The sequence below is a fragment of the Pseudomonas sp. 05N433 genome, assembly GCF_056396925.1.
Window position 1 is genome coordinate 1 of sequence record NZ_JBFTML010000081.1, and the last position, 16,902, is coordinate 16,902.

The following is a 16,902-nucleotide window of genomic DNA, read 5'->3' on the forward strand; positions in this document are numbered from 1 at the left end:
GGCGTACTCGGCGTACTCGCCTACGCAGGTAAACCGATCAGGCAACTCAAGAATGGCAAGGTGCATGAAGTGTCGGGTTGGCAGGATCTGACGCTGCGCAAGATGCCGCATCTGGGCACTCGCGTGCTGGCCAATGTCGATGTGCCGGACATGGATATTTTCGCCAGCCGCTATGGCGCGCAAACCCTGAGCTTCAAGGCCGGCGCGGGCTTGAAACTTGGTGGTGTCGCCAACTATCTGCTGGCTCAGGCGTTGAAGATCGGGCTGGTTCGCGACCATGCCCTTTGGGCCGCCAGACTGCATCGGCTGGGGACCCGGTTTGAACGTTTCGGCGATGGTAAAAGCGCGATGTACATCGACGTTCAGGGCAGGGGAGTTGACGGGAAACCGCTGGCCATGACCGTGCAACTGACGGCCATGAATGACAAGGGGCCGCAAATCCCAAGCTGCGCATCTGTAGCCTTGGCCGCGAAAATGGCCCAGGGCTATGTGCCGCAACCCGGTGCCAGGGCTTGCGTGGGCGAAATTACCGTCGATGAATACATGGCAGCGATCAACGATCCGGACAATTTGAGCCTGTCTGTGCAGTTCTCTGGCGAGCTGCGCTGACATGCTCTATCTGTGCTTGAAGTACCTCCACGTCATTGCCGCGATTTTCCTGTTCGGATTCGGCATGGGCTCCTACCTCTACCTGATCGCTGCCAGCCGCACGGCCAACCCTCAAGTGATCGCGCATGTGGCCCGAATGGTCGTGCGCTTCGACACCTGGATTACCACGCCGGCAGGCTTCGTTCAGATCATCACGGGCTACCTGCTGATGAGGCTCTCCGGACTTCCCATGACCACGGAGTGGGTACTGACTTCGTTGATTATCTTCTTCTGCGTGGGTTCGCTTTGGCTGCCGGTGCTGGTGTTGCAGAAGCGGCTGTACCTGATGGCGTCGTGCGCAGTTGAGGCCGGAAGCGGACTCGATGATGAATACCGATCCGTGTACAAAAAATGGTGGTGGATGGGGGTGGTCGGTTTTGTCGGGATGTTTGTGATTGTGCTGATGATGGTGACGAAGATGACGCCGGTGCAACTGGTTGGGCTATTGGGGTAGCAGGATCGGCTGGCTCAAGACCTCTGCCAAAMATGAACGCGAGGCGATCCAGTTAATGTGGGTGAGGGCGTTCATAGGGGCGCTTTCAAAAAGCGTTGTTCATGATCAGGATCCGGCAGCAAGCACGTGTCGTATTTCCCGAAGAGCCGATAACGATTAAGCGCAATGCGGTCGTATGCCCAATCTCGAAGCATGCGAGGGAAGATGCGCAACAGGTTCACTGGGCGCCAGAGAGCGGGCAACTGGGCGATGACTTCGAAAAATGCATCCGAACGCTCCCAGAAGTGTCGGTCGCGGATCACCGCCATGGTGTCGAACTGATCCACGGGCAAACCTGCCCACGCGAGCAGGACTTGCCCCTCGGGTGACTGAACCGCCGCCAACCGCACGCGCTGCTGGCGGTCATGGCGAATCAAGAACCTCGCCCAACCATTGCACAGCTTGCAGACACCGTCGAACAAGACCACCGTCTCTCCTGGTTTGAGCAGCGGCGCGGGTGAGGGGCGGATTTTCGAGGTGGGCATAAGCGTGGATCCAAGGGAACCTGATTATCCCGGATCATAACCGCGTGCCAGCGTTAAAGTCTGCATTTCGCCGAAGGGGGGCTGCTCCTTGCCGGCAGCTGCAATATCATTGTTCCTTTAATATCAGCCAAGGAGGCATCCATGAGTGTGCGTGGTAAAGACCGGCAGATCGACAATATTGAATTTAATGTCGACGACATTGCTCGCAGCAAAGCTTTCTACGGCAGTGCGTTCGGCTGGACATTCGTCGACTACGGCCCAACCTATACGGAATTCAGTGATGGCCGCCTTACCGGTGGCTTCACTACGGGAGAGCCGGTTCGACCTGGTGGCCCTTTGATCATTTTGTACTCGGATGATCTCGATGAGGCGCAGCAACGGCTCAAAGCCTTGGGCGCTGTTATCACCCGCGAAACATTCCCGTTCCCTGGTGGAAGCAGGTTCCACTTCATTGATCCGGATGGCTATGAACTGGCCGTTTGGACAGCTCGGCAGTAGGGCTCAGGTCGGCCCAAAGCGGTCCATTACCAGGGTTCGCTTTGGGCCGATACTCAAGCGGCAGGTGCGGGGCGAGCCATGACCCTGGTCGCATAAATTTGAAATGCACAGCGTTGCTCGCCAGAATCGCGGGCCGATCCGGTCAAAGGTGCCGGACGTTCGTGGTGAAAAGGGGCAACAGTTGAACCAACAGACATTGTCCATGCGCCTGGAACGCGTGGCGGCACATGTGCCAGCAGGTGCGCGCCTGGCCGATATCGGCTCGGATCACGGCTACCTGCCTGTGGCATTGATGCGCCGTGGCGCCATCGTGGCGGCGGTGGCCGGAGAGGTGGCATTGACGCCATTTCGCTCGGCCGAACGCACCGTGCGCGAGAACGACCTGGACCAGTGGATCACCGTGCGCCTGGCCGATGGCCTGACGGCAATCGAGCCGGGAGACGGGATCACGGCAATCAGCATCTGCGGCATGGGCGGCGAGACGATCCGCGACATTCTCGACAGCGGCAAGGCACGTCTGAGCGGCCAGGAGCGCCTGATTCTTCAACCCAACGGCGGCGAGCAGCCACTGCGCCAATGGCTGATGGAAAATGGTTACTGCATCCTCTGCGAGGAAGTGCTGCGGGAAAAACGCTTCGACTACGAAATCATCGTCGCCGAGCGCACCGGGCCGGTGATGTACACCGCCGAGGAGCTGTATTTCGGTCCGCTGCAGATGCAGGCACGCAGCTCGGCATTCCTGATCAAGTGGCAGCGCCTGTTGCGCGAGAAGCAGCGGACCCTGAGCAGCTTCGCCAAGGCGCGGCAGGCCGTGCCCGAGGAGAAGGTGCAGGACGTCGCCCTGCAGGCCCGGTGGATCGCCGACCTGCTGGCTTGAGCCCTTGACTAAGTAATTGCAGGGGTAAATTTCAACCTGACGGTTGCTGCTCTTATAGGGCTTGCGGGTTAGCGGCAGCACAGGCAACCGCTGATCAGCGGTTGATCGGGGTCGCTTTCGAGAAATGTAACCATGACTTCCATACCCGTTCGGGGGGGCGTCATTCCACAACTCCAATTGGAGGTCCCCCTCAGCCAACAACAACTCTTGTCGTCAAATCTACCTTCGCGGTCCCAGGGGAACTTGACCTTGACCCTTCCGAGGCGCCTATCACCCTGGATCTCCTCGTCTTCCAGAGCGATGATCACAGCGGTGTGGTTACTTGGTACCTGAGGTTTCTTGTGAGCCAAAGGCGGACGATAGGACACGTCCCACGGAAGAACGATAAAGCGGTTGCGGTAACCCTGATGAAAGTCATCCTCGTTGTTTGTGTTGCCACTGGCGATGTTCTCGCTCAATACCTGTGGTTGCTTGCCTTCGTGGATGATCTGAGTCAGTAACCATCGGTCGTTCCATTCCTGGCGCGGGTGGCCAGAGATCTCCAGAACATGGCCACTGACTAACCGGGTCTGGTCACCTTGCCCTTCGGCTTGACGATAAGCCGCATGGCGGCGCTCCATAGCACGCAGACTTATCTGCTTGCCGTGCTCATGGCTTGTGAAAGGCTTCAGCTTGTCATCGTTTTCCATGCCTGGCTGTTGCTCGTTTCTCCCCAGACGTAGGTTGAAGCGCTTGATCAGTGGCTCGTTGGCCACTCTATCGCTCTCTTGTCCATAAGCAGTGGGTTGCCCAATCCTGGGAAAAGCCGCCTGGTCATCGCCAAAGACCAGCACGTGGCCTTGAGCGCTGTGTTGGAAGTGGAAGTGGATACCTTCTTCTTCGCACAAGCGCTGAATAAAGTGCAAATCCGTTTCATCGTACTGGGTACAGTAGTCACGCTCGGGGTAGGTCGACCCCAGATGAAACCGATAAGCCTCACCCACAATCCCGTGTTCTTCCAGTATCAAGGCGACGATTTTCGGCACCGAGAACTGTTGATAGATCCTCTGGTTGATGCGGTGGCGCAAGTAGGACAGGTGCGGTACGAGGGCCAGATTGTAGTGCGTCAAACGCTGATGATTACCGCTTTGGGCGATGTGATAGATCCGTCCATGGACGCCGTTGCCCTTCGCGTCGAAGGTCAGAAAAGCCTCTACGTCGAAGAGGCTTTCGAGATCCAGGTCAGACCGCTCGCTAACAAGCTCCACGTTGAAGAGGTAAGGCCTGCTGATCGCCTCATCTCCGGTGAATGCGAGTACTTGAAAATCGTGCGCAAAACCGTCGATGGTCAAACTGAAAGACGTCTGATTGGCTGGGCTGAACATCCACTGTTCTCTTCTTGCATAAAGTGTTGAATCGGGGCTGTCGCAGATGTCAATGTCAGGAAGCCGGGTAAGTCCAGCTCAGGGCAAGAGCCTATAACAGGCACTAATCCACTAATTTGGCGCTCTTGTATATTGGCGTTTGCGTCTTACTTTCCGGACATAAATAGCCTCAACCTGCTGCTCAAGCACGTCTGCGTATAAAATAAAGACATGCATAGAGCAACAGGCGACAAATCAAGTCAGATCACACACCACTCTTCACTTTGGTCCAGATCCGCGTGCGGATTCGCTCCAGCTTCAATGGCAGTGGCTCAAGTGGGATAAGTGTGGCAATGGTCTTTTTGTCTGGATAAATCCAGGGGTTGTCTCGCAACTTCTGTTCGACAAACTCAGCGGCATCTTTGTTAGCGTTAGGGTAGAGAGTGTGGTTTGAGGTCTTGGCAATAACTTCTGGTCGCAACATGTAATTAATAAACGCCATACCTTCCTTTGGGTGGGGCGCGTCTTTTAGAAGAACCAGATTTTCCGACCAGACCAGCGCTCCTTCGCGAGGAAGGCTGTAGGTAATCTTGCGTCCAGTGTTGGTCTTCTCGTTGATGGCCTGCGCAGCAAGGGCACCATTAGCCCATCCCACGACTGCACAAATATTGCCGTCAGCCAGGTCAGCRTCAATTCGGGAGGAGTCGAAATAGAGGACGTAGGGGCGGATTTTTAACAGTAGGGCTTGAGCTTTCTGGTAATCATCCGGGTTCCTGCTGTTGCTGGGGAGCCCAAGGTAATGCAACGCAATCGAAATGATCTCACTTGGAGAGTCAAGCATTGCCACACCACACGACTGGAGCTTACTGATGATTTCTTCTTTGAAGATCAAATCCCAGCTATTCACCGGAGCATTATCACCCAATGCCGCTTTGACTTTGTCAACGTCATAGCCAATGCCGGTAGTACCCCATAGATAGGGCACAGCGTAGCGATTACCAGGATCATTGACCGCGACCTGGGACAAGATATCAGGATCGATATGGGACAAATTACTCAGTTGATTACGATCCAGCGGCTGAAGTACTCCCGCCTGGATCAGGCTTGGCAACACATTGGAGGTGGCCACAACCACGTCATACCCCGTGCGCCCAGCCATTACTTTGCTCTGCATGATTTCGGCGCTGTCGAAAGCATCCATATGCACTCTGGTGCCAGTTGCCTGCTCAAACTCCTTTGGGGTCTCCGGTGCGAGAAGCCCGAACCAGTTGTACAGATGCACCCCAGGCTCTACAGCTCCCACTGATGTGCTCATCCCAGCACAGAGAAGCGAGGCCGAAAAAATGGTTCGCAAACGTGATTTTCTCATGCAACATCCTTATCAAGACGATGTGCCCTCATGGCCATCGTAAGTCCTGCCAGCGAATATACCGTGCGTTACCGAATAGTAAATACCTACGAATACTTACCTCTGACCTACGAATCCCTAACCCTAAAGGGGTAGAAAATGCCGTTCGACCTTCATAGCCTGGCTTGGCACCGATCGATTGGGAAGCTGATCATGCAGTTGAACCGTCCAGAATTCTGGAGTTCGCTTGTTCGTATATTAAACGAATACGTGCAAATCGATAATTGGGTTGTATTGATCTTTAGCAATCAACAAGTGCAAGTCGTTAGTCTTCCTGAAGTCGCAGATGTTGAAGAGGTAGACGCGTTCATTCATCGCTATGTGAAGGGGCTTTACCTGCTGGATCCATTTTATATAGCTAATCGAGAAAATCCCCAGAGCGGTTTCTTTCATTTGCTGGATATTGCGCCGGAATACTTTCTTGAAACTGAGTATTATCATCAATATTTTGCACAATATATCTCTGTGGATGAGGCTCAGTACAATGTTCAGCTCGACGCCGATAGGACGTTATGTATTTCTGTTGGTAGCAAAGTCCGTTTTAATCAAGAACAAATAACAATGCTTGATATTATCAAGCCGTGGGTGACTGCATTAATGCATCAGCGCATGTGTTTTGAAATTGATGTAGAGAAAAATCTCGCTGAGCCACCTCTATGGCCAGAAACGATTACCCAGCTGGGCACGCAAATAACAGCGCGCGAAAGTGATGTGCTCAGATTGTTGCTCAGTGGCTTCTCTAATAAAGAGATAGCCGGAAAGCTTTCCCTCTCGGTGGAAACRATAAAGGTTCATCGGCGCAATATTTATGCCAAATTAAATATCAAGTCACAATCCGAGCTGTTTGCTCGATTTTTTATGCCCAAACAAGATGTTTTCTCTACAAGTTGAAGTCGGTGTTTTAGTCTGGATATTACCGTTAAATGGGTTCACGGCTTCAGGTACGAACCTGGCCTGACCTCTATATCCCGGCTCGGGACGAGGGCATCACGCTAATTTGCGCGGGTCATCGGAGTCATGTTCCTGCAAGCATCAAATCCAGATTCTGCACTGCTGCTCCAGCTGCTCCCTTCCCAAGATTGTCAAACACCGCAGCCAACAAAACCTGGCCCGTTTCGTCATTCTCAAACACAGACAGTCGCACATCATCAGTCCCGTTAAGTGCCTGAGGATCAAGGGACGTCAGCCCTTTAGCCTCCAGCATCGACATCACCTGTACATGGCTCGCATCGGCGTAGTGCCGCATCAGACACGCATGCAACTGCACCGCACTCACACCTGGCGCCAACAACCGGGTTTGCAAGGGGATGGTCAGCACGATCCCCTGCCTAAAAGCGCCATAGGCCGGCACAAACATCGGCCGCTCCGTCAGACCGCTTTGTTGTTGAATCTCTGGAATATGTTTGTGTGCCAACCCCAGCCCATAGACCTGAAACGCCGACGCCTGTGCTGCGCCTTCTCCCTCATGCTCTTCCACCCCGACACGTCCTTTCCCGGAATAACCCGACACGGCATGAATGTTCATCRGGTAATCCCTGGGCAGTAATCCGGCCTCCAGTAAAGGGCGCAGCAACCCTATCGCCCCCGTTGGATAGCAACCGGGATTGCTGACCCGTCGCGCGGCGGCGATGCGTTGGCTCTGCTGCGGATTCATCTCCGCGAAACCATAGGTCCAGTCTGGATGGGTGCGGTGCGCCGAACTCGCATCGATCACCCGCACGGCGGGGTTTTCGATGGTCGCTACAGCGTCGCGCGCGGCTTGGTCGGGCAAGCACAGAATCGCGATGTCGCAGTTATTGATGGCTTCGGCGCGACGTTGCGGATCCTTGCGATATTCGGGGCTGAGAGTGATAAGCCGCAGATCGCTGCGGTCGCGTAGGCGTTGATGGATTTGCAACCCGGTGGTGCCTTGGTCGCCATCGATGAATACAAGGGGACTTGCCATGGAATGCTCTCGGACGTTGGAAATCAGGAGTTCCAATCTTCAGTGAGGCGCTAAGATAGGAAAAGTTGAATTTATAAACGATGAAATTCAGTTTTTCTGAACGAGGAGTCACTCATGCGCGAAATCAGCCTGGACCGTCTGCGCACGCTGGTGGCGATTGCCGACCTGGGTTCGTTTGCCGAGGCGGCCCGCGTGCTGCACTTGGCGCCACCCACGGTCAGTTTGCATATCGCCGACCTGGAGGCGCGCGTGGGCGGCAAGCTGTTGTCGCGCACGCGTGGGCGCGTTCAGCCTTCGGCGATTGGGAACACACTGGTGGAACGTGCGCGGCGTCTGTTGGCGGATGCGGAGCAGGCGCTTGAGGATGTGGAACGTCAGGTACAGGGATTGGCCGGGCGTGTGCGGCTAGGCGCCTCCACGGGGGCCATCGCACAGTTGATGCCGCACGCTTTGGAGACGTTGAGCCAGCGCCATCCCGCTATCGATGTGCAGGTCGCGGTGCTCACGTCGCAGGAAACTCTGAAGAAGCTTGCCGAGGGCGCTTTGGAGATCGGTTTGGTCGCGCTGCCGCAGTCCCCGGTGAAGGGCTTGCGGATCGAGCCATGGCGACGGGACCCGGTCATGGCCTTCCTGCCGGCTCGCTGGGAATCCCCGGAGGTTGTGACCCCCGACTGGCTGTCCACTCAGCCATTGATTCTGAATGACAACACCACTCGTCTTTCGCGTTTGACTGCGGAGTGGTTCGCCAGTGGTGGGCCGCAGCCTGCGCCGCGTATTCAACTGAACTACAACGATGCGATCAAAAGCCTGGTGGCGGCTGGCTATGGTGCGACGTTGTTGCCGCATGAGGCCTCCACGCCATTGCCCGATACCAGGATCGTCATGCGGCCATTACAGCCCTTATTGTGGCGGCAACTGGGTATTGCCCACCGTAGTCGAGACATCGAACGGCCTACGCAACATGTGCTGGATGTGCTGTGGGAATTGAGTGCGGGGTAGGGGATTTTGTCAGAGGAGGGACAGCTTCTGGCCGTCATCTACCTGATGCAAAAGCCAGTGATTCCTGGCAACGCACTGGTCCGATGCGCTCGACTATCGGTCCAGTAGAGGTGCCAACAGCGCACACATGCCGCGCCAGTGCGAACCCTCCCAGTAAATCCGTTGGCAGGCGTCACAGCGCAGGAAGTGCGAATAGAGGACGCCAACGCGTGGCGGCACTTGCGGCCGGGCCAGTTCCGGGCTGATCTCGTGTAGCGGCAGGTTGCAATGGAGGCACAGGCTGAAGGGGCGCGCGCTACGCGCCAGGTCGAGGCGCTCGTACAATTCGCGCAGCTGCAGCGACGGTTTCAGGGCATGCACGTAACAGCCGTGGCTGATGATCCGCCGCTTGAGCAGTTCGCGGTCGCGGGTTAGCACGATGCGTCCTTGCTGCGCGGCGATTTCGGCGATCTCGGCATCGTCGAAGCCATTGTCGTAGAGGGTGTCGAAGCCGCTCATGCGCAGCAGACTGGCCAATCCGCCAAGGTGCGCATCAGCGACGAAGCGCAGCACCCGTAAAGGTTGCGCACGAACCTTGAGCAACGGACTGATGTCCAGCGTTTCGAACTTGGGATACACCGCCAGCCGGTCACCGTCGAAGATCACCCGCTCAAAGCCCACCGACTCGCCATTGAGCAGCACCATCTCGACCTCGGTGTGCGGTATCCCGAGCGCCTCGATCATGTGCTTGACCGTCGCCCCTCGCGCGCACTCGCAAGTGAAGGACTGCCGCCGTCGCTCGGCCGGCAGGAAATCGTTGAGCTCCTCGTAGAAGCGGAAAGTTGCACGGGTCATGCTGAACAGTATGGCAGGGCTGCAGGAAGAATGAGTTCAGCTGCTCAGTAGAGGGCGGGAGGGATGGATTATCAGGTTGAGCCAGCGCCTTCGAGCAACCCAGCGGTCGCTCGAAGGCGCTCCGGTTACTTCAGGTTGCCGCTGAGGAATTGCTGCAGGCGCTCGCTTTTGGGGTTGCCCAATACGTCCTCGGGCGCACCTTGCTCTTCGACCCGCCCCTGGTGCAGGAACAGCACCTGGTTCGACACTTTGCGCGCAAAGCTCATTTCGTGGGTCACCATGATCATGGTGCGGCCTTCTTCGGCCAGCCCCTGGATCACCTTGAGCACTTCGCCCACCAGTTCCGGGTCCAGGGCTGACGTCGGCTCGTCGAACAGCATGATCTCCGGTTCCATGCTCAGGGCACGGGCAATGGCGACCCGTTGCTGCTGACCACCTGAGAGAAACGCCGGGTATTGATCAGCAACCCGTGCCGGCAAACCGACCTTGTCCAGGTAGCGCCGGGCGCGATCCTCTGCGTCCTTCTTGCTGACACCCAGCACCCGGCGTGGAGCCATGGTGATGTTTTCCAGCACCGTCATGTGGCTCCACAGGTTGAAGTGCTGGAATACCATCGCCAGGCGAGTGCGGATGCGTTGCAGTTCGTTGGCATCGGCCACGCGCATGCCGTGGCGGTCATGGACCATTCGAATCGGCTGGTTGTCCAGACTCATGGCGCCGTCGTTGGGTGTTTCCAGGAAGTTGATGCAACGCAGAAAGGTGCTCTTGCCCGAACCACTGGCGCCGATCAGGCTGATCACATCGCCGGTCCTGGCGTTCAGCGAAACGCCCTTGAGGACTTCATGGTTGCCGTAACTTTTGTGCAGGTTTTCAACGGTCAGTTTGTACATGAACAAGCATCCTGAATTAGTGAGCCGGGCCCAGGAAAGACAACCAACGGCGTTCAGCCAGGCGGAACAGGCCGACCAGGGAGAACGTGACTGCCAGGTAGATCAACGCGGCGAGGCCGAACGATTGGAAGGTCAGGAAGGTCGCCGAGTTGGCGTCCCGCGCGACTTTCAGGATGTCCGGGATGGTCGCGGTGAAAGCTACGGTGGTCGAGTGCAGCATCAGAATCACTTCGTTGCTGTAGTAAGGCAGCGAGCGACGCAGGGCGGAGGGCATGATCACGTAGGTGTACAGCTTCCAGCCGGTCAGCCCGTAGGCTTTGGCCGCTTCGACTTCACCGTGGTTCATGCTGCGAATCGCCCCGGCGAAGATCTCCGTGGTGTAGGCGCAGGTGTTCAGGGCGAAGGCGAGGATGGTGCAGTTCATCGCGTCGCGAAAGAACGCATCCAGTACTGGCTGAGCCCGCACCGCGGCCAGGCTGTAAATGCCGGTGTAACAGATCAGCAGCTGAATATAGAGCGGCGTACCGCGAAACAGGTAGGTGTAGAACTGCACCGGCCAGCGCACCCAGACATTGCTCGAGACCCGGGCAATCGACAGCGGGATCGACATCACGAAGCCGAAGAAGATCGAAGCACTGAGCAGCCAAAGGGTCATGGCCAGCCCGGTGATGTGATTGCCGTCCTGGAACAGGAAAGGTTTCCAGTATTCCTGCAGTAGCTCGATCATCGCACGGCCTCCCGGGTGCCTGCGGCGTAGAAGATTTCCATCCGGCGCAAGACGTAGTTCGAAACGGTGGTGATCACCAGATAGATCAAGGCGGCCAGAATCAGGAAGAAGAACAGCTGATAGGTGCTCTTGCCCGCGTCCTGGGCCACCTTGACCAGATCGGCCAGGCCGATGATCGACACCAGCGCGGTGGCCTTGAGGATCACCATCCAGTTATTACCGATGCCCGGCAGGGCAAAACGCATCATTTGCGGGAAGACCACCAGGCGGAAGCGCTGGGCGCGGGTCAGGCCGTAGGCGGTAGCCGCTTCCATCTGCCCTCGCGGTACGGCAAGGATGGCGCCACGGAAGGTTTCGGTGAAATAAGCCCCGTAGATGAAGCCCAGGGTAATGACCCCGGCGCTAAAGGGGTTGATCTCGACGTATTCCCATTCCATGAAGTCGGTAAACGAGGACAGCCAGGTTTGCAGGCTGTAGAAGATCAGCAGCATCAGCACCAGGTCCGGCACCCCGCGAATCAGCGTGGTGTAGGCCTGCGCAGGGACACGCAGCAGTGCCGATTTCGAAAGCTTGGCGCTGGCGCCGATCAGGCCCAGGCCAACGCTCACCAGCAAGCACAGAAAGGATAATTTGACCGTCATCCAGGAGCCTTGCAGCAACAGCGGGCCGAAACCCTTGAGGCTAAAGTCTGACAGCCCAAGAATCTGCAATAGGTTTTCTAACATTGAGCAGCCCTACGTCAATCAAAGAAGAGCCCATCCGGAAATGGGCGCAGGGTCATTATTTGTCGCTGTAGAGATTCAGATCGCCAAAGTGCTTCTGCTGGACGGCCACATAGGTGCCATTGTCGTGCAGTGCCTTGATAGCTTTGTTCAGCAAGGCCTGGAGCTCGACGTTGCCTTTGGTGAGACCCACGGCGGTCTTGGCTGGAAGGAGGGGATTTTCGACCGGCTCGCTGACTTGGAAGTCGGCGCCTGGTGGCGACTTCAGGAAGCCCAGTTCGGCTTGCAGCATGTCCTGGATCGAGGCATCGAGGCGTCCGGAGATCAAGTCAGCGTACACCTGGTCTTGGTTGGCGTAGGCCTGGGTCTCTACCCCGGCCTTGTCCAGCACGGCCTTGGCGTAGGCTTCCTGGATGGAGCCTTGCTCGTAGCCGATTTTCTTGCCCTTGAGGGCGGCCGGATCGATGCCGATGGCCGCGCCTTTCTTGAATACCAGCGCGGTCGGGCCAGAGAACAGCTCGTTCGAGAAATCGATGACTTTCTCACGCGCCGGCGTGACGGTCATGGAAGAGATCACGCCATCGAACTTGTTGGCCTTGAGGCCGGGAATCATGCCGTCGAAGTCGCTTTCGACCCACTTGCACTTGACCTTCAGCTCCGCGCAGATCGCGTTGCCCAAGTCGATGTCGAAGCCCACCAGGCCGCCGTCGGAGGCCTTGGATTCGAACGGCGCATAAGAGGGGTCGACGCCAAAGCGCAACTCCTTGTACTCCTTGGCCAGCGCAGAACCGGCAGCCACACACAAAGCCAATGCAGAAAGAGTGAGAAATGCTTTTTTCATTATTTTATTCCCAGGGACCATCGAAAGCGCTTGTGCCGCAAGAGCGCGTGTACTGCGTTGCGAAATGTCCTATGCACACGCAAGTACTTGTACAGACAAGCATATGCAATCACCCGGCCAATTCGCCGATTGGGCGCTTGAGAAAGCGCGTACAGCGCTCTGGGATGGGCTTGGCAGGCAGGTGAACGCTGGGGAGAGGTAGCCTGCGAGGCTGTTACCTAAGCAGGCTTTTACACTCGGCTGGGGTATGCGGTAACAAAGTGTGGGGTTAAGGGCGCTGACTTTCCTGGCTCAAGCCTTGACCCAACGCTGACGGCTCCAGCTACTCAATGTATCGACGGCCAAGACCAATAACAGCATCGCCAGAATAACCGTGCTGGCTTGAGCTTCCTGGAACAGGCTGAGGCTGACATAGAGCATTTGCCCCAAACCACCGGCGCCGACGAAGCCGAGCACACTGGCCATGCGGATGTTGTTTTCCCAGCGGTACAGGATGTAGGCCAGTAGCTGTGGCAACAGATTGGGCAGGGTGCCGTAACAGAACGCCCATACGGCATTGGCTCCCTGCAAACGGATGGCGTCGGCCGGTTCTGGTGGGGTGTTTTCCAGTGCTTCGGCGAACAACCGGCCGAGCACGCCGGTGGTGTGCAGGGCCAAGGCCAGGGTGCCGGCGTTGGGGCCGAGCCCGGCGGCCAGGACCATCAGTGCGGCCCATACCAGTTCCGGCACCGCGCGCAAGGCGTTGAGCACCAGGCGTGACGCGCTCTGCAAAGGCCAGCCGTAGCGCCCGGCTGCGGGCAATGCCAATAGCAGGCCGAACACCGCCGCGAGCAGGGTGCCAAGGGCCGACATGGCCAGGGTTTCCAGGGCGCCGTGGCCGATGGCTTGTAGATGGCTCGAGCTCAGGTCCGGGCTGAGAAAACGCTGGGCATAAGCGCCCATCTGCTTCAGGTTGCCGGCGCCGCCGAGCTCGCCGAGGTCGATGCCCAGGTAGTTGAACGAGGCGATGACCGCTGCGCCGATGCACAGGAGCAGTGTCAGGTTGAACAGGCGATTCATGTCAGCCTCCAGCGCAGCAGGCGGCTGAGTTGATCGGCGAGCAGCACCAGGACGAGGAACGTCAGTAACAGACTGGCCACTTCACCACCGGCGAACATGCGCAACGACAAATCCATTTGCTGGCCCAGGCCGCCGGCTCCGACGAAGCCCATCACCACCGAGGCGCGGATTGCGCATTCCCAGCGGTACACCGTGTACGACAGCAGTTCCGCAGCGACATTGGGCAGGATTCCGTAGCAAAAGGCTGCGAGCCGACCACTGCCGGACTGCAGTAGCGCGTGTACCGGGCGCTGGTCGACCGACTCGAAAATTTCCGCATAGACCTTGCCCAACATGCCGCTGTAGGTGATGGCAATGGCCAGTACCCCGGCTGTCGGGCCGAGGCCGACGGCGCGCACGAACAGCAGGGCCCAGACAATTTCCGGCACGCTGCGCAGGAAGATCAGCAAGCCGCGTATGGGCCAACGCAGCAGTTGGCCCCAATAGCTCGGGTGGCCAGCGCGGGAGGCAGCAGACAGCGACAGGGCACGACTGGCGAGCAGGCCGGCGGGAACAGCCAACAGCAACGCCAGGGCCATGCCGGCCGTGGCGATGGCCAGGGTCTGCAGGGTGGCTTGCAACAACAGCTGGATGAACTCGTCGCCATGGGCCGGTGGCCAGAAGGCGGACACGAACCGGCCCATCTCGCTCTGACTGTCACTCGCCACCAGCACACGGAGGTCCAACTCGCTGAAGCGGATGCCGGGCCACAGCAAGGCAAGGGCCAGCAGGGTGAGCAGCAGACGGGGCAGTGCGGCCGGATCGCGGGTGTCAGACGTCAGCATCGGGGGATCTGCACACTCAAGGGAGCCGGAGGAATCGGCGAGGACTGCAACTGCTCATTGGCGTAGAGCTTGTCGAGCAGCTCGCGATCGACGGCGCTGGCCGCAAGGTCGAACAGGATCTGTCCATCACGCAAGCCGATGATGCGCGAAAAGTGCGCCAGGGCCAGCTCCACCGCGTGCAGGCTGGCGACCAGGGTGACGTTCTGCTCCCGGGCATGGCGGCACAGCACCGAAAGCGTGTGCTGGGCCAACACCGGGTCCATGGCCGATACCGGCTCATCGGCCAGCAACACCTCGGGCGCTTGATATAACACGCGGGCAATGCCCACGCGCTGTAGCTGTCCGCCGGACAGTTGCTGGCAATGCGCGAACAACTTGTCACTCAGGTCCAGCCTGGCCAATGCCGCGCGTGCGCCCGGAACATCCAGCGGATGCAGCAGGTTCATCAGGCTCTTGCCCAGACCCCACTGACCCAGCTTGCCGGCCAGAACTGCGGTGACCACGCGCTGGCGGGGAGGCAGGGGAGGCGCCTGATGAATCAGACCGATACGCGCGCGCAGCCGCTGACGCTGACGGGCAGAAAGCTGCCAGACGCGCTCGCCGAGCACCTGCAGCTCGCCGTTGCCCGGTCGCAGGGCGGTGGCCAGCAGGTTGAGCAGGCTCGACTTACCCGCGCCGGACGGGCCGATGATCGCGACCTGTTCGCGTGCACCGATGTGCAGGTCCACGCCACGCAGCGCCTGGACGCCGTTGGCGTGGGTAAGGCTGACCTGGGTCAGATGCAATGTCATTTGAGCAGTTCGGCGGCGCGTGCGGCTTCCTCGATGCCCTTGTAGTTCTCAGGCTTGGTTTCGATGAAGCGGCTGGCGGCCTGCAGGTCCAGAATCTCCTTGTCCCTCGGGTTCGCCGGATCGAGCGCCAGGAACGCAGCCTTTATCTTGGCCGCCAGCGCCGGGTCGAGGGTTCCGCGCACCGTCCAGTTGTAGTCGAAGTACGCAGGGGTGGTCGAAAACACTTTGACCTTGGTGGTATCGACCTTGCCGGCGGCGACCAGTTTTTCCCACACGCTGGCGTTGAGCACCCCGGCGTCGACCTTGCCAGCCTGGACCCAGGCAACGGTGGCGTCATGGGCGCCGGAGTAGCCGACGCGACTGAAGTAGGTCTCCGGCTTGATGCCTTCCTTGAGCATGAAATAGCGCGGCATCAGACTGCCGGAAGTGGAGGACACCGAGCCGAAGGCAAAGGTCTTGCCCTTGAGATCGGCGAGGGACTTGACGGCAGGGTCGGCGGTGATGAATTTGCTGGTGAATTGGGCGTCCTGTTCACGCTGCACCAACGGAATGGCATTGCCGGTTTTCAGGCGTGCCTGCACGAACGTGAAGCCGCCCAGCCAGGCCAGATCGATGCGATCGGTAGCCAGTGCCTCGACCACCGCCGGATAGTCGCTTACAGGTACGAACTCGACCTTCATGCCCAATTGTTGTTCCAGATAGGCGCCAAGCGGCTTGAACTTGCGCAGCAGTTCGGTCGGGGCTTCATCAGGAATCGCGCTGACTTTCAGGGTCTCGGCGGCTTGCGCCAGCAGGGTGCAAAAAGACAAGGACAAGCCGACGGCCAGTGCCAGGGTACGCTTGAGCATGGAAGATCTCCGGTGCATTTACGGAAGAATGTCGAGGCGCCTGGCACAAGGTGATTGCTGCGTGGCGCTTTGTGAGGGTAGCCGAAATGGAGCGAAATTGACTGCTTTTGGGCTATTGCGGTTTATTGCGAAGGGCGGCATACGACCCGAAGCTGCCCGTTGAATCAGGCTGCAATCGGCCGCAGTCACCGGCAAGCAGCAGTTCGTAACTGTTATCCGATGCAAAGTTTGGCCATTGAATTTATAAAGGCGGCAAAGCACCGTATCAGGACGCCRTAAAGGTATTTTCCATCGGCCAGCGCATTTCCAGATGTTCAGTCAAATAATGCATAAAAGCTTTGACCTTGGGTGTGATGGCGGCGCGTTCCTGGACGCATACATAAATATCGAGCGGTTCAGCGTAGGCATAAGTTGAAGCGTGGCGATGTTCAAACAGAGGAACGAGTTGGCCACTTTCGATAAAGGGCGCCGCCACGAACTCCGCCAAACGGGTTATTCCCGCGCCACGGACGGCCATTTGGGCTAGAGCGTCAACATCGTCGCTGATTGCGGTCGCATTGAGAGTAGCGTCGTAACGTTGCCCATCCCGGATAAAACCCCAACGTAGAAAGCGTCCGTCTAGCGGGTAGCGAAACGGTAGACAGGCATGGTGCTGGAGTTCTTCAGGATC

At 58.0% G+C, this 16,902-nt stretch carries 19 protein-coding genes and 1 pseudogene; 6 read left to right on the top strand and 14 right to left on the bottom strand.

Annotation, left to right across the window (positions count from 1 at the left end):
* A pseudogene (locus AC1DIS_RS28125) lies at nucleotides 1-609 on the top strand (saccharopine dehydrogenase); the annotation flags it as partial.
* A 1-nt stretch (nucleotide 610) separates the two neighbouring features.
* Nucleotides 611-1,102 (top strand): DUF2269 family protein, encoded by a 492-nt coding sequence (locus AC1DIS_RS28130; protein WP_436275569.1) that lies wholly within the window; start codon nucleotides 611-613, stop codon nucleotides 1,100-1,102.
* 71 nt (nucleotides 1,103-1,173) lie between these two features.
* Here the strand turns inward: AC1DIS_RS28130 and AC1DIS_RS28135 are convergent, their stop codons facing one another.
* Nucleotides 1,174-1,626 carry a thiol-disulfide oxidoreductase DCC family protein gene (locus AC1DIS_RS28135; RefSeq protein ID WP_064618657.1) on the bottom strand — a complete coding sequence of 151 codons (453 nt, stop codon included), beginning with the start codon at nucleotides 1,624-1,626 and terminating at the stop codon, nucleotides 1,174-1,176.
* A 141-nt stretch (nucleotides 1,627-1,767) separates the two neighbouring features.
* On the opposite strand from AC1DIS_RS28135, the gene AC1DIS_RS28140 reads away from it, so the two are divergent.
* Both AC1DIS_RS28140 and AC1DIS_RS28145 read left to right on the top strand, forming a co-directional pair.
* Nucleotides 1,768-2,124, top strand: a complete 357-nt coding sequence (locus AC1DIS_RS28140; protein WP_477744669.1) for a VOC family protein — start codon at nucleotides 1,768-1,770, stop codon at nucleotides 2,122-2,124.
* Between the two features lie 181 nt (nucleotides 2,125-2,305).
* Nucleotides 2,306-3,001, top strand: a complete 696-nt coding sequence (locus AC1DIS_RS28145) for a tRNA (adenine(22)-N(1))-methyltransferase (RefSeq protein ID WP_477744670.1) — start codon at nucleotides 2,306-2,308, stop codon at nucleotides 2,999-3,001.
* 68 nt (nucleotides 3,002-3,069) lie between these two features.
* Here the strand turns inward: AC1DIS_RS28145 and tssI are convergent, their stop codons facing one another.
* Together tssI and AC1DIS_RS28155 are read right to left on the bottom strand one after the other, a co-directional pair.
* Nucleotides 3,070-4,365, bottom strand: coding sequence for a type VI secretion system tip protein TssI/VgrG (gene tssI, locus AC1DIS_RS28150; protein WP_477744671.1), 1,296 nt, complete (start codon nucleotides 4,363-4,365; stop codon nucleotides 3,070-3,072).
* 244 nt (nucleotides 4,366-4,609) lie between these two features.
* Nucleotides 4,610-5,713 (bottom strand): polyamine ABC transporter substrate-binding protein, encoded by a 1,104-nt coding sequence (locus tag AC1DIS_RS28155; RefSeq protein WP_477744672.1) that lies wholly within the window; start codon nucleotides 5,711-5,713, stop codon nucleotides 4,610-4,612.
* A 138-nt stretch (nucleotides 5,714-5,851) separates the two neighbouring features.
* Between AC1DIS_RS28155 and AC1DIS_RS28160 the strand changes: the two genes are divergently transcribed.
* Nucleotides 5,852-6,643, top strand: a complete 792-nt coding sequence (locus tag AC1DIS_RS28160; protein ID WP_018925632.1) for a helix-turn-helix transcriptional regulator — start codon at nucleotides 5,852-5,854, stop codon at nucleotides 6,641-6,643.
* 124 nt (nucleotides 6,644-6,767) lie between these two features.
* Here AC1DIS_RS28160 and argC read toward each other — a convergent pair whose 3' ends face one another.
* Nucleotides 6,768-7,697: an N-acetyl-gamma-glutamyl-phosphate reductase gene (argC, locus tag AC1DIS_RS28165; RefSeq protein ID WP_477781230.1), complete on the bottom strand. Its 930-nt coding sequence runs from the start codon at nucleotides 7,695-7,697 to the stop codon at nucleotides 6,768-6,770.
* A 114-nt stretch (nucleotides 7,698-7,811) separates the two neighbouring features.
* Between argC and AC1DIS_RS28170 the strand changes: the two genes are divergently transcribed.
* A complete protein-coding gene (locus tag AC1DIS_RS28170; RefSeq protein WP_477744674.1) occupies nucleotides 7,812-8,696 on the top strand; it encodes a LysR family transcriptional regulator in 885 nt (294 codons plus the stop codon).
* A gap of 93 nt (nucleotides 8,697-8,789) precedes the next feature.
* Here AC1DIS_RS28170 and AC1DIS_RS28175 read toward each other — a convergent pair whose 3' ends face one another.
* The 10 genes from AC1DIS_RS28175 to AC1DIS_RS28220 all read right to left on the bottom strand — a co-directional run.
* A complete protein-coding gene (locus AC1DIS_RS28175) occupies nucleotides 8,790-9,530 on the bottom strand; it encodes a Mut7-C ubiquitin/RNAse domain-containing protein (RefSeq protein WP_258669069.1) in 741 nt (246 codons plus the stop codon).
* A 125-nt stretch (nucleotides 9,531-9,655) separates the two neighbouring features.
* Complete coding sequence (locus tag AC1DIS_RS28180; protein ID WP_018925636.1) at nucleotides 9,656-10,420, bottom strand: ABC transporter ATP-binding protein; 765 nt, start codon at nucleotides 10,418-10,420, stop codon at nucleotides 9,656-9,658.
* A 16-nt stretch (nucleotides 10,421-10,436) separates the two neighbouring features.
* Entirely contained in the window at nucleotides 10,437-11,147 is a 711-nt protein-coding gene (locus AC1DIS_RS28185; RefSeq protein WP_064618600.1) for an ABC transporter permease, read from the bottom strand.
* Complete coding sequence (locus AC1DIS_RS28190) at nucleotides 11,144-11,872, bottom strand: ABC transporter permease (RefSeq protein WP_018925638.1); 729 nt, start codon at nucleotides 11,870-11,872, stop codon at nucleotides 11,144-11,146. Before AC1DIS_RS28190 ends, AC1DIS_RS28185 begins: the two co-directional genes overlap by 4 nt.
* A gap of 55 nt (nucleotides 11,873-11,927) precedes the next feature.
* Complete coding sequence (locus AC1DIS_RS28195; RefSeq protein WP_477781231.1) at nucleotides 11,928-12,710, bottom strand: transporter substrate-binding domain-containing protein; 783 nt, start codon at nucleotides 12,708-12,710, stop codon at nucleotides 11,928-11,930.
* 291 nt (nucleotides 12,711-13,001) lie between these two features.
* Nucleotides 13,002-13,769: a phosphonate ABC transporter, permease protein PhnE gene (gene phnE / locus AC1DIS_RS28200; protein WP_477744677.1), complete on the bottom strand. Its 768-nt coding sequence runs from the start codon at nucleotides 13,767-13,769 to the stop codon at nucleotides 13,002-13,004.
* The gene (gene phnE, locus AC1DIS_RS28205) at nucleotides 13,766-14,593 is read right to left on the bottom strand and encodes a phosphonate ABC transporter, permease protein PhnE (RefSeq protein ID WP_018925641.1); all 828 of its coding nucleotides are present in this window, start codon (nucleotides 14,591-14,593) and stop codon (nucleotides 13,766-13,768) included. The genes phnE (AC1DIS_RS28200) and phnE (AC1DIS_RS28205) overlap by 4 nt, the downstream gene beginning before the upstream one ends.
* Nucleotides 14,587-15,384: a phosphonate ABC transporter ATP-binding protein gene (locus AC1DIS_RS28210; protein ID WP_477781232.1), complete on the bottom strand. Its 798-nt coding sequence runs from the start codon at nucleotides 15,382-15,384 to the stop codon at nucleotides 14,587-14,589. The genes phnE (AC1DIS_RS28205) and AC1DIS_RS28210 overlap by 7 nt, the downstream gene beginning before the upstream one ends.
* Entirely contained in the window at nucleotides 15,381-16,232 is an 852-nt protein-coding gene (locus AC1DIS_RS28215) for a putative selenate ABC transporter substrate-binding protein (RefSeq protein ID WP_018925643.1), read from the bottom strand. Before AC1DIS_RS28215 ends, AC1DIS_RS28210 begins: the two co-directional genes overlap by 4 nt.
* Nucleotides 16,233-16,497: 265 nt before the next feature.
* The coding region (locus AC1DIS_RS28220; protein ID WP_477781233.1) for a LysR substrate-binding domain-containing protein at nucleotides 16,498-16,902 on the bottom strand (405 nt) is incomplete at its 5' end.

Bases quoted from the DNA above. Each gene is read 5' to 3' on its own strand.
- AC1DIS_RS28185 (WP_064618600.1), bottom strand. From the start codon at position 11,147: ATGATCGAGCTACTGCAGGAATACTGGAAACCTTTCCTGTTCCAGGAC.
- AC1DIS_RS28175 (WP_258669069.1), bottom strand. From the start codon at position 9,530: ATGACCCGTGCAACTTTCCGCTTCTACGAGGAGCTCAACGATTTCCTG.
- AC1DIS_RS28170 (WP_477744674.1), top strand. From the start codon at position 7,812: ATGCGCGAAATCAGCCTGGACCGTCTGCGCACGCTGGTGGCGATTGCC.
- AC1DIS_RS28130 (WP_436275569.1), top strand. From the start codon at position 611: ATGCTCTATCTGTGCTTGAAGTACCTCCACGTCATTGCCGCGATTTTC.
- tssI (WP_477744671.1), bottom strand. From the start codon at position 4,365: ATGTTCAGCCCAGCCAATCAGACGTCTTTCAGTTTGACCATCGACGGT.
- AC1DIS_RS28135 (WP_064618657.1), bottom strand. From the start codon at position 1,626: ATGCCCACCTCGAAAATCCGCCCCTCACCCGCGCCGCTGCTCAAACCA.
- phnE (WP_477744677.1), bottom strand. From the start codon at position 13,769: ATGAATCGCCTGTTCAACCTGACACTGCTCCTGTGCATCGGCGCAGCG.
- AC1DIS_RS28180 (WP_018925636.1), bottom strand. From the start codon at position 10,420: ATGTACAAACTGACCGTTGAAAACCTGCACAAAAGTTACGGCAACCAT.
- AC1DIS_RS28190 (WP_018925638.1), bottom strand. From the start codon at position 11,872: ATGTTAGAAAACCTATTGCAGATTCTTGGGCTGTCAGACTTTAGCCTC.
- phnE (WP_018925641.1), bottom strand. From the start codon at position 14,593: ATGCTGACGTCTGACACCCGCGATCCGGCCGCACTGCCCCGTCTGCTG.
- AC1DIS_RS28195 (WP_477781231.1), bottom strand. From the start codon at position 12,710: ATGAAAAAAGCATTTCTCACTCTTTCTGCATTGGCTTTGTGTGTGGCT.
- AC1DIS_RS28140 (WP_477744669.1), top strand. From the start codon at position 1,768: ATGAGTGTGCGTGGTAAAGACCGGCAGATCGACAATATTGAATTTAAT.
- AC1DIS_RS28210 (WP_477781232.1), bottom strand. From the start codon at position 15,384: ATGACATTGCATCTGACCCAGGTCAGCCTTACCCACGCCAACGGCGTC.
- AC1DIS_RS28215 (WP_018925643.1), bottom strand. From the start codon at position 16,232: ATGCTCAAGCGTACCCTGGCACTGGCCGTCGGCTTGTCCTTGTCTTTT.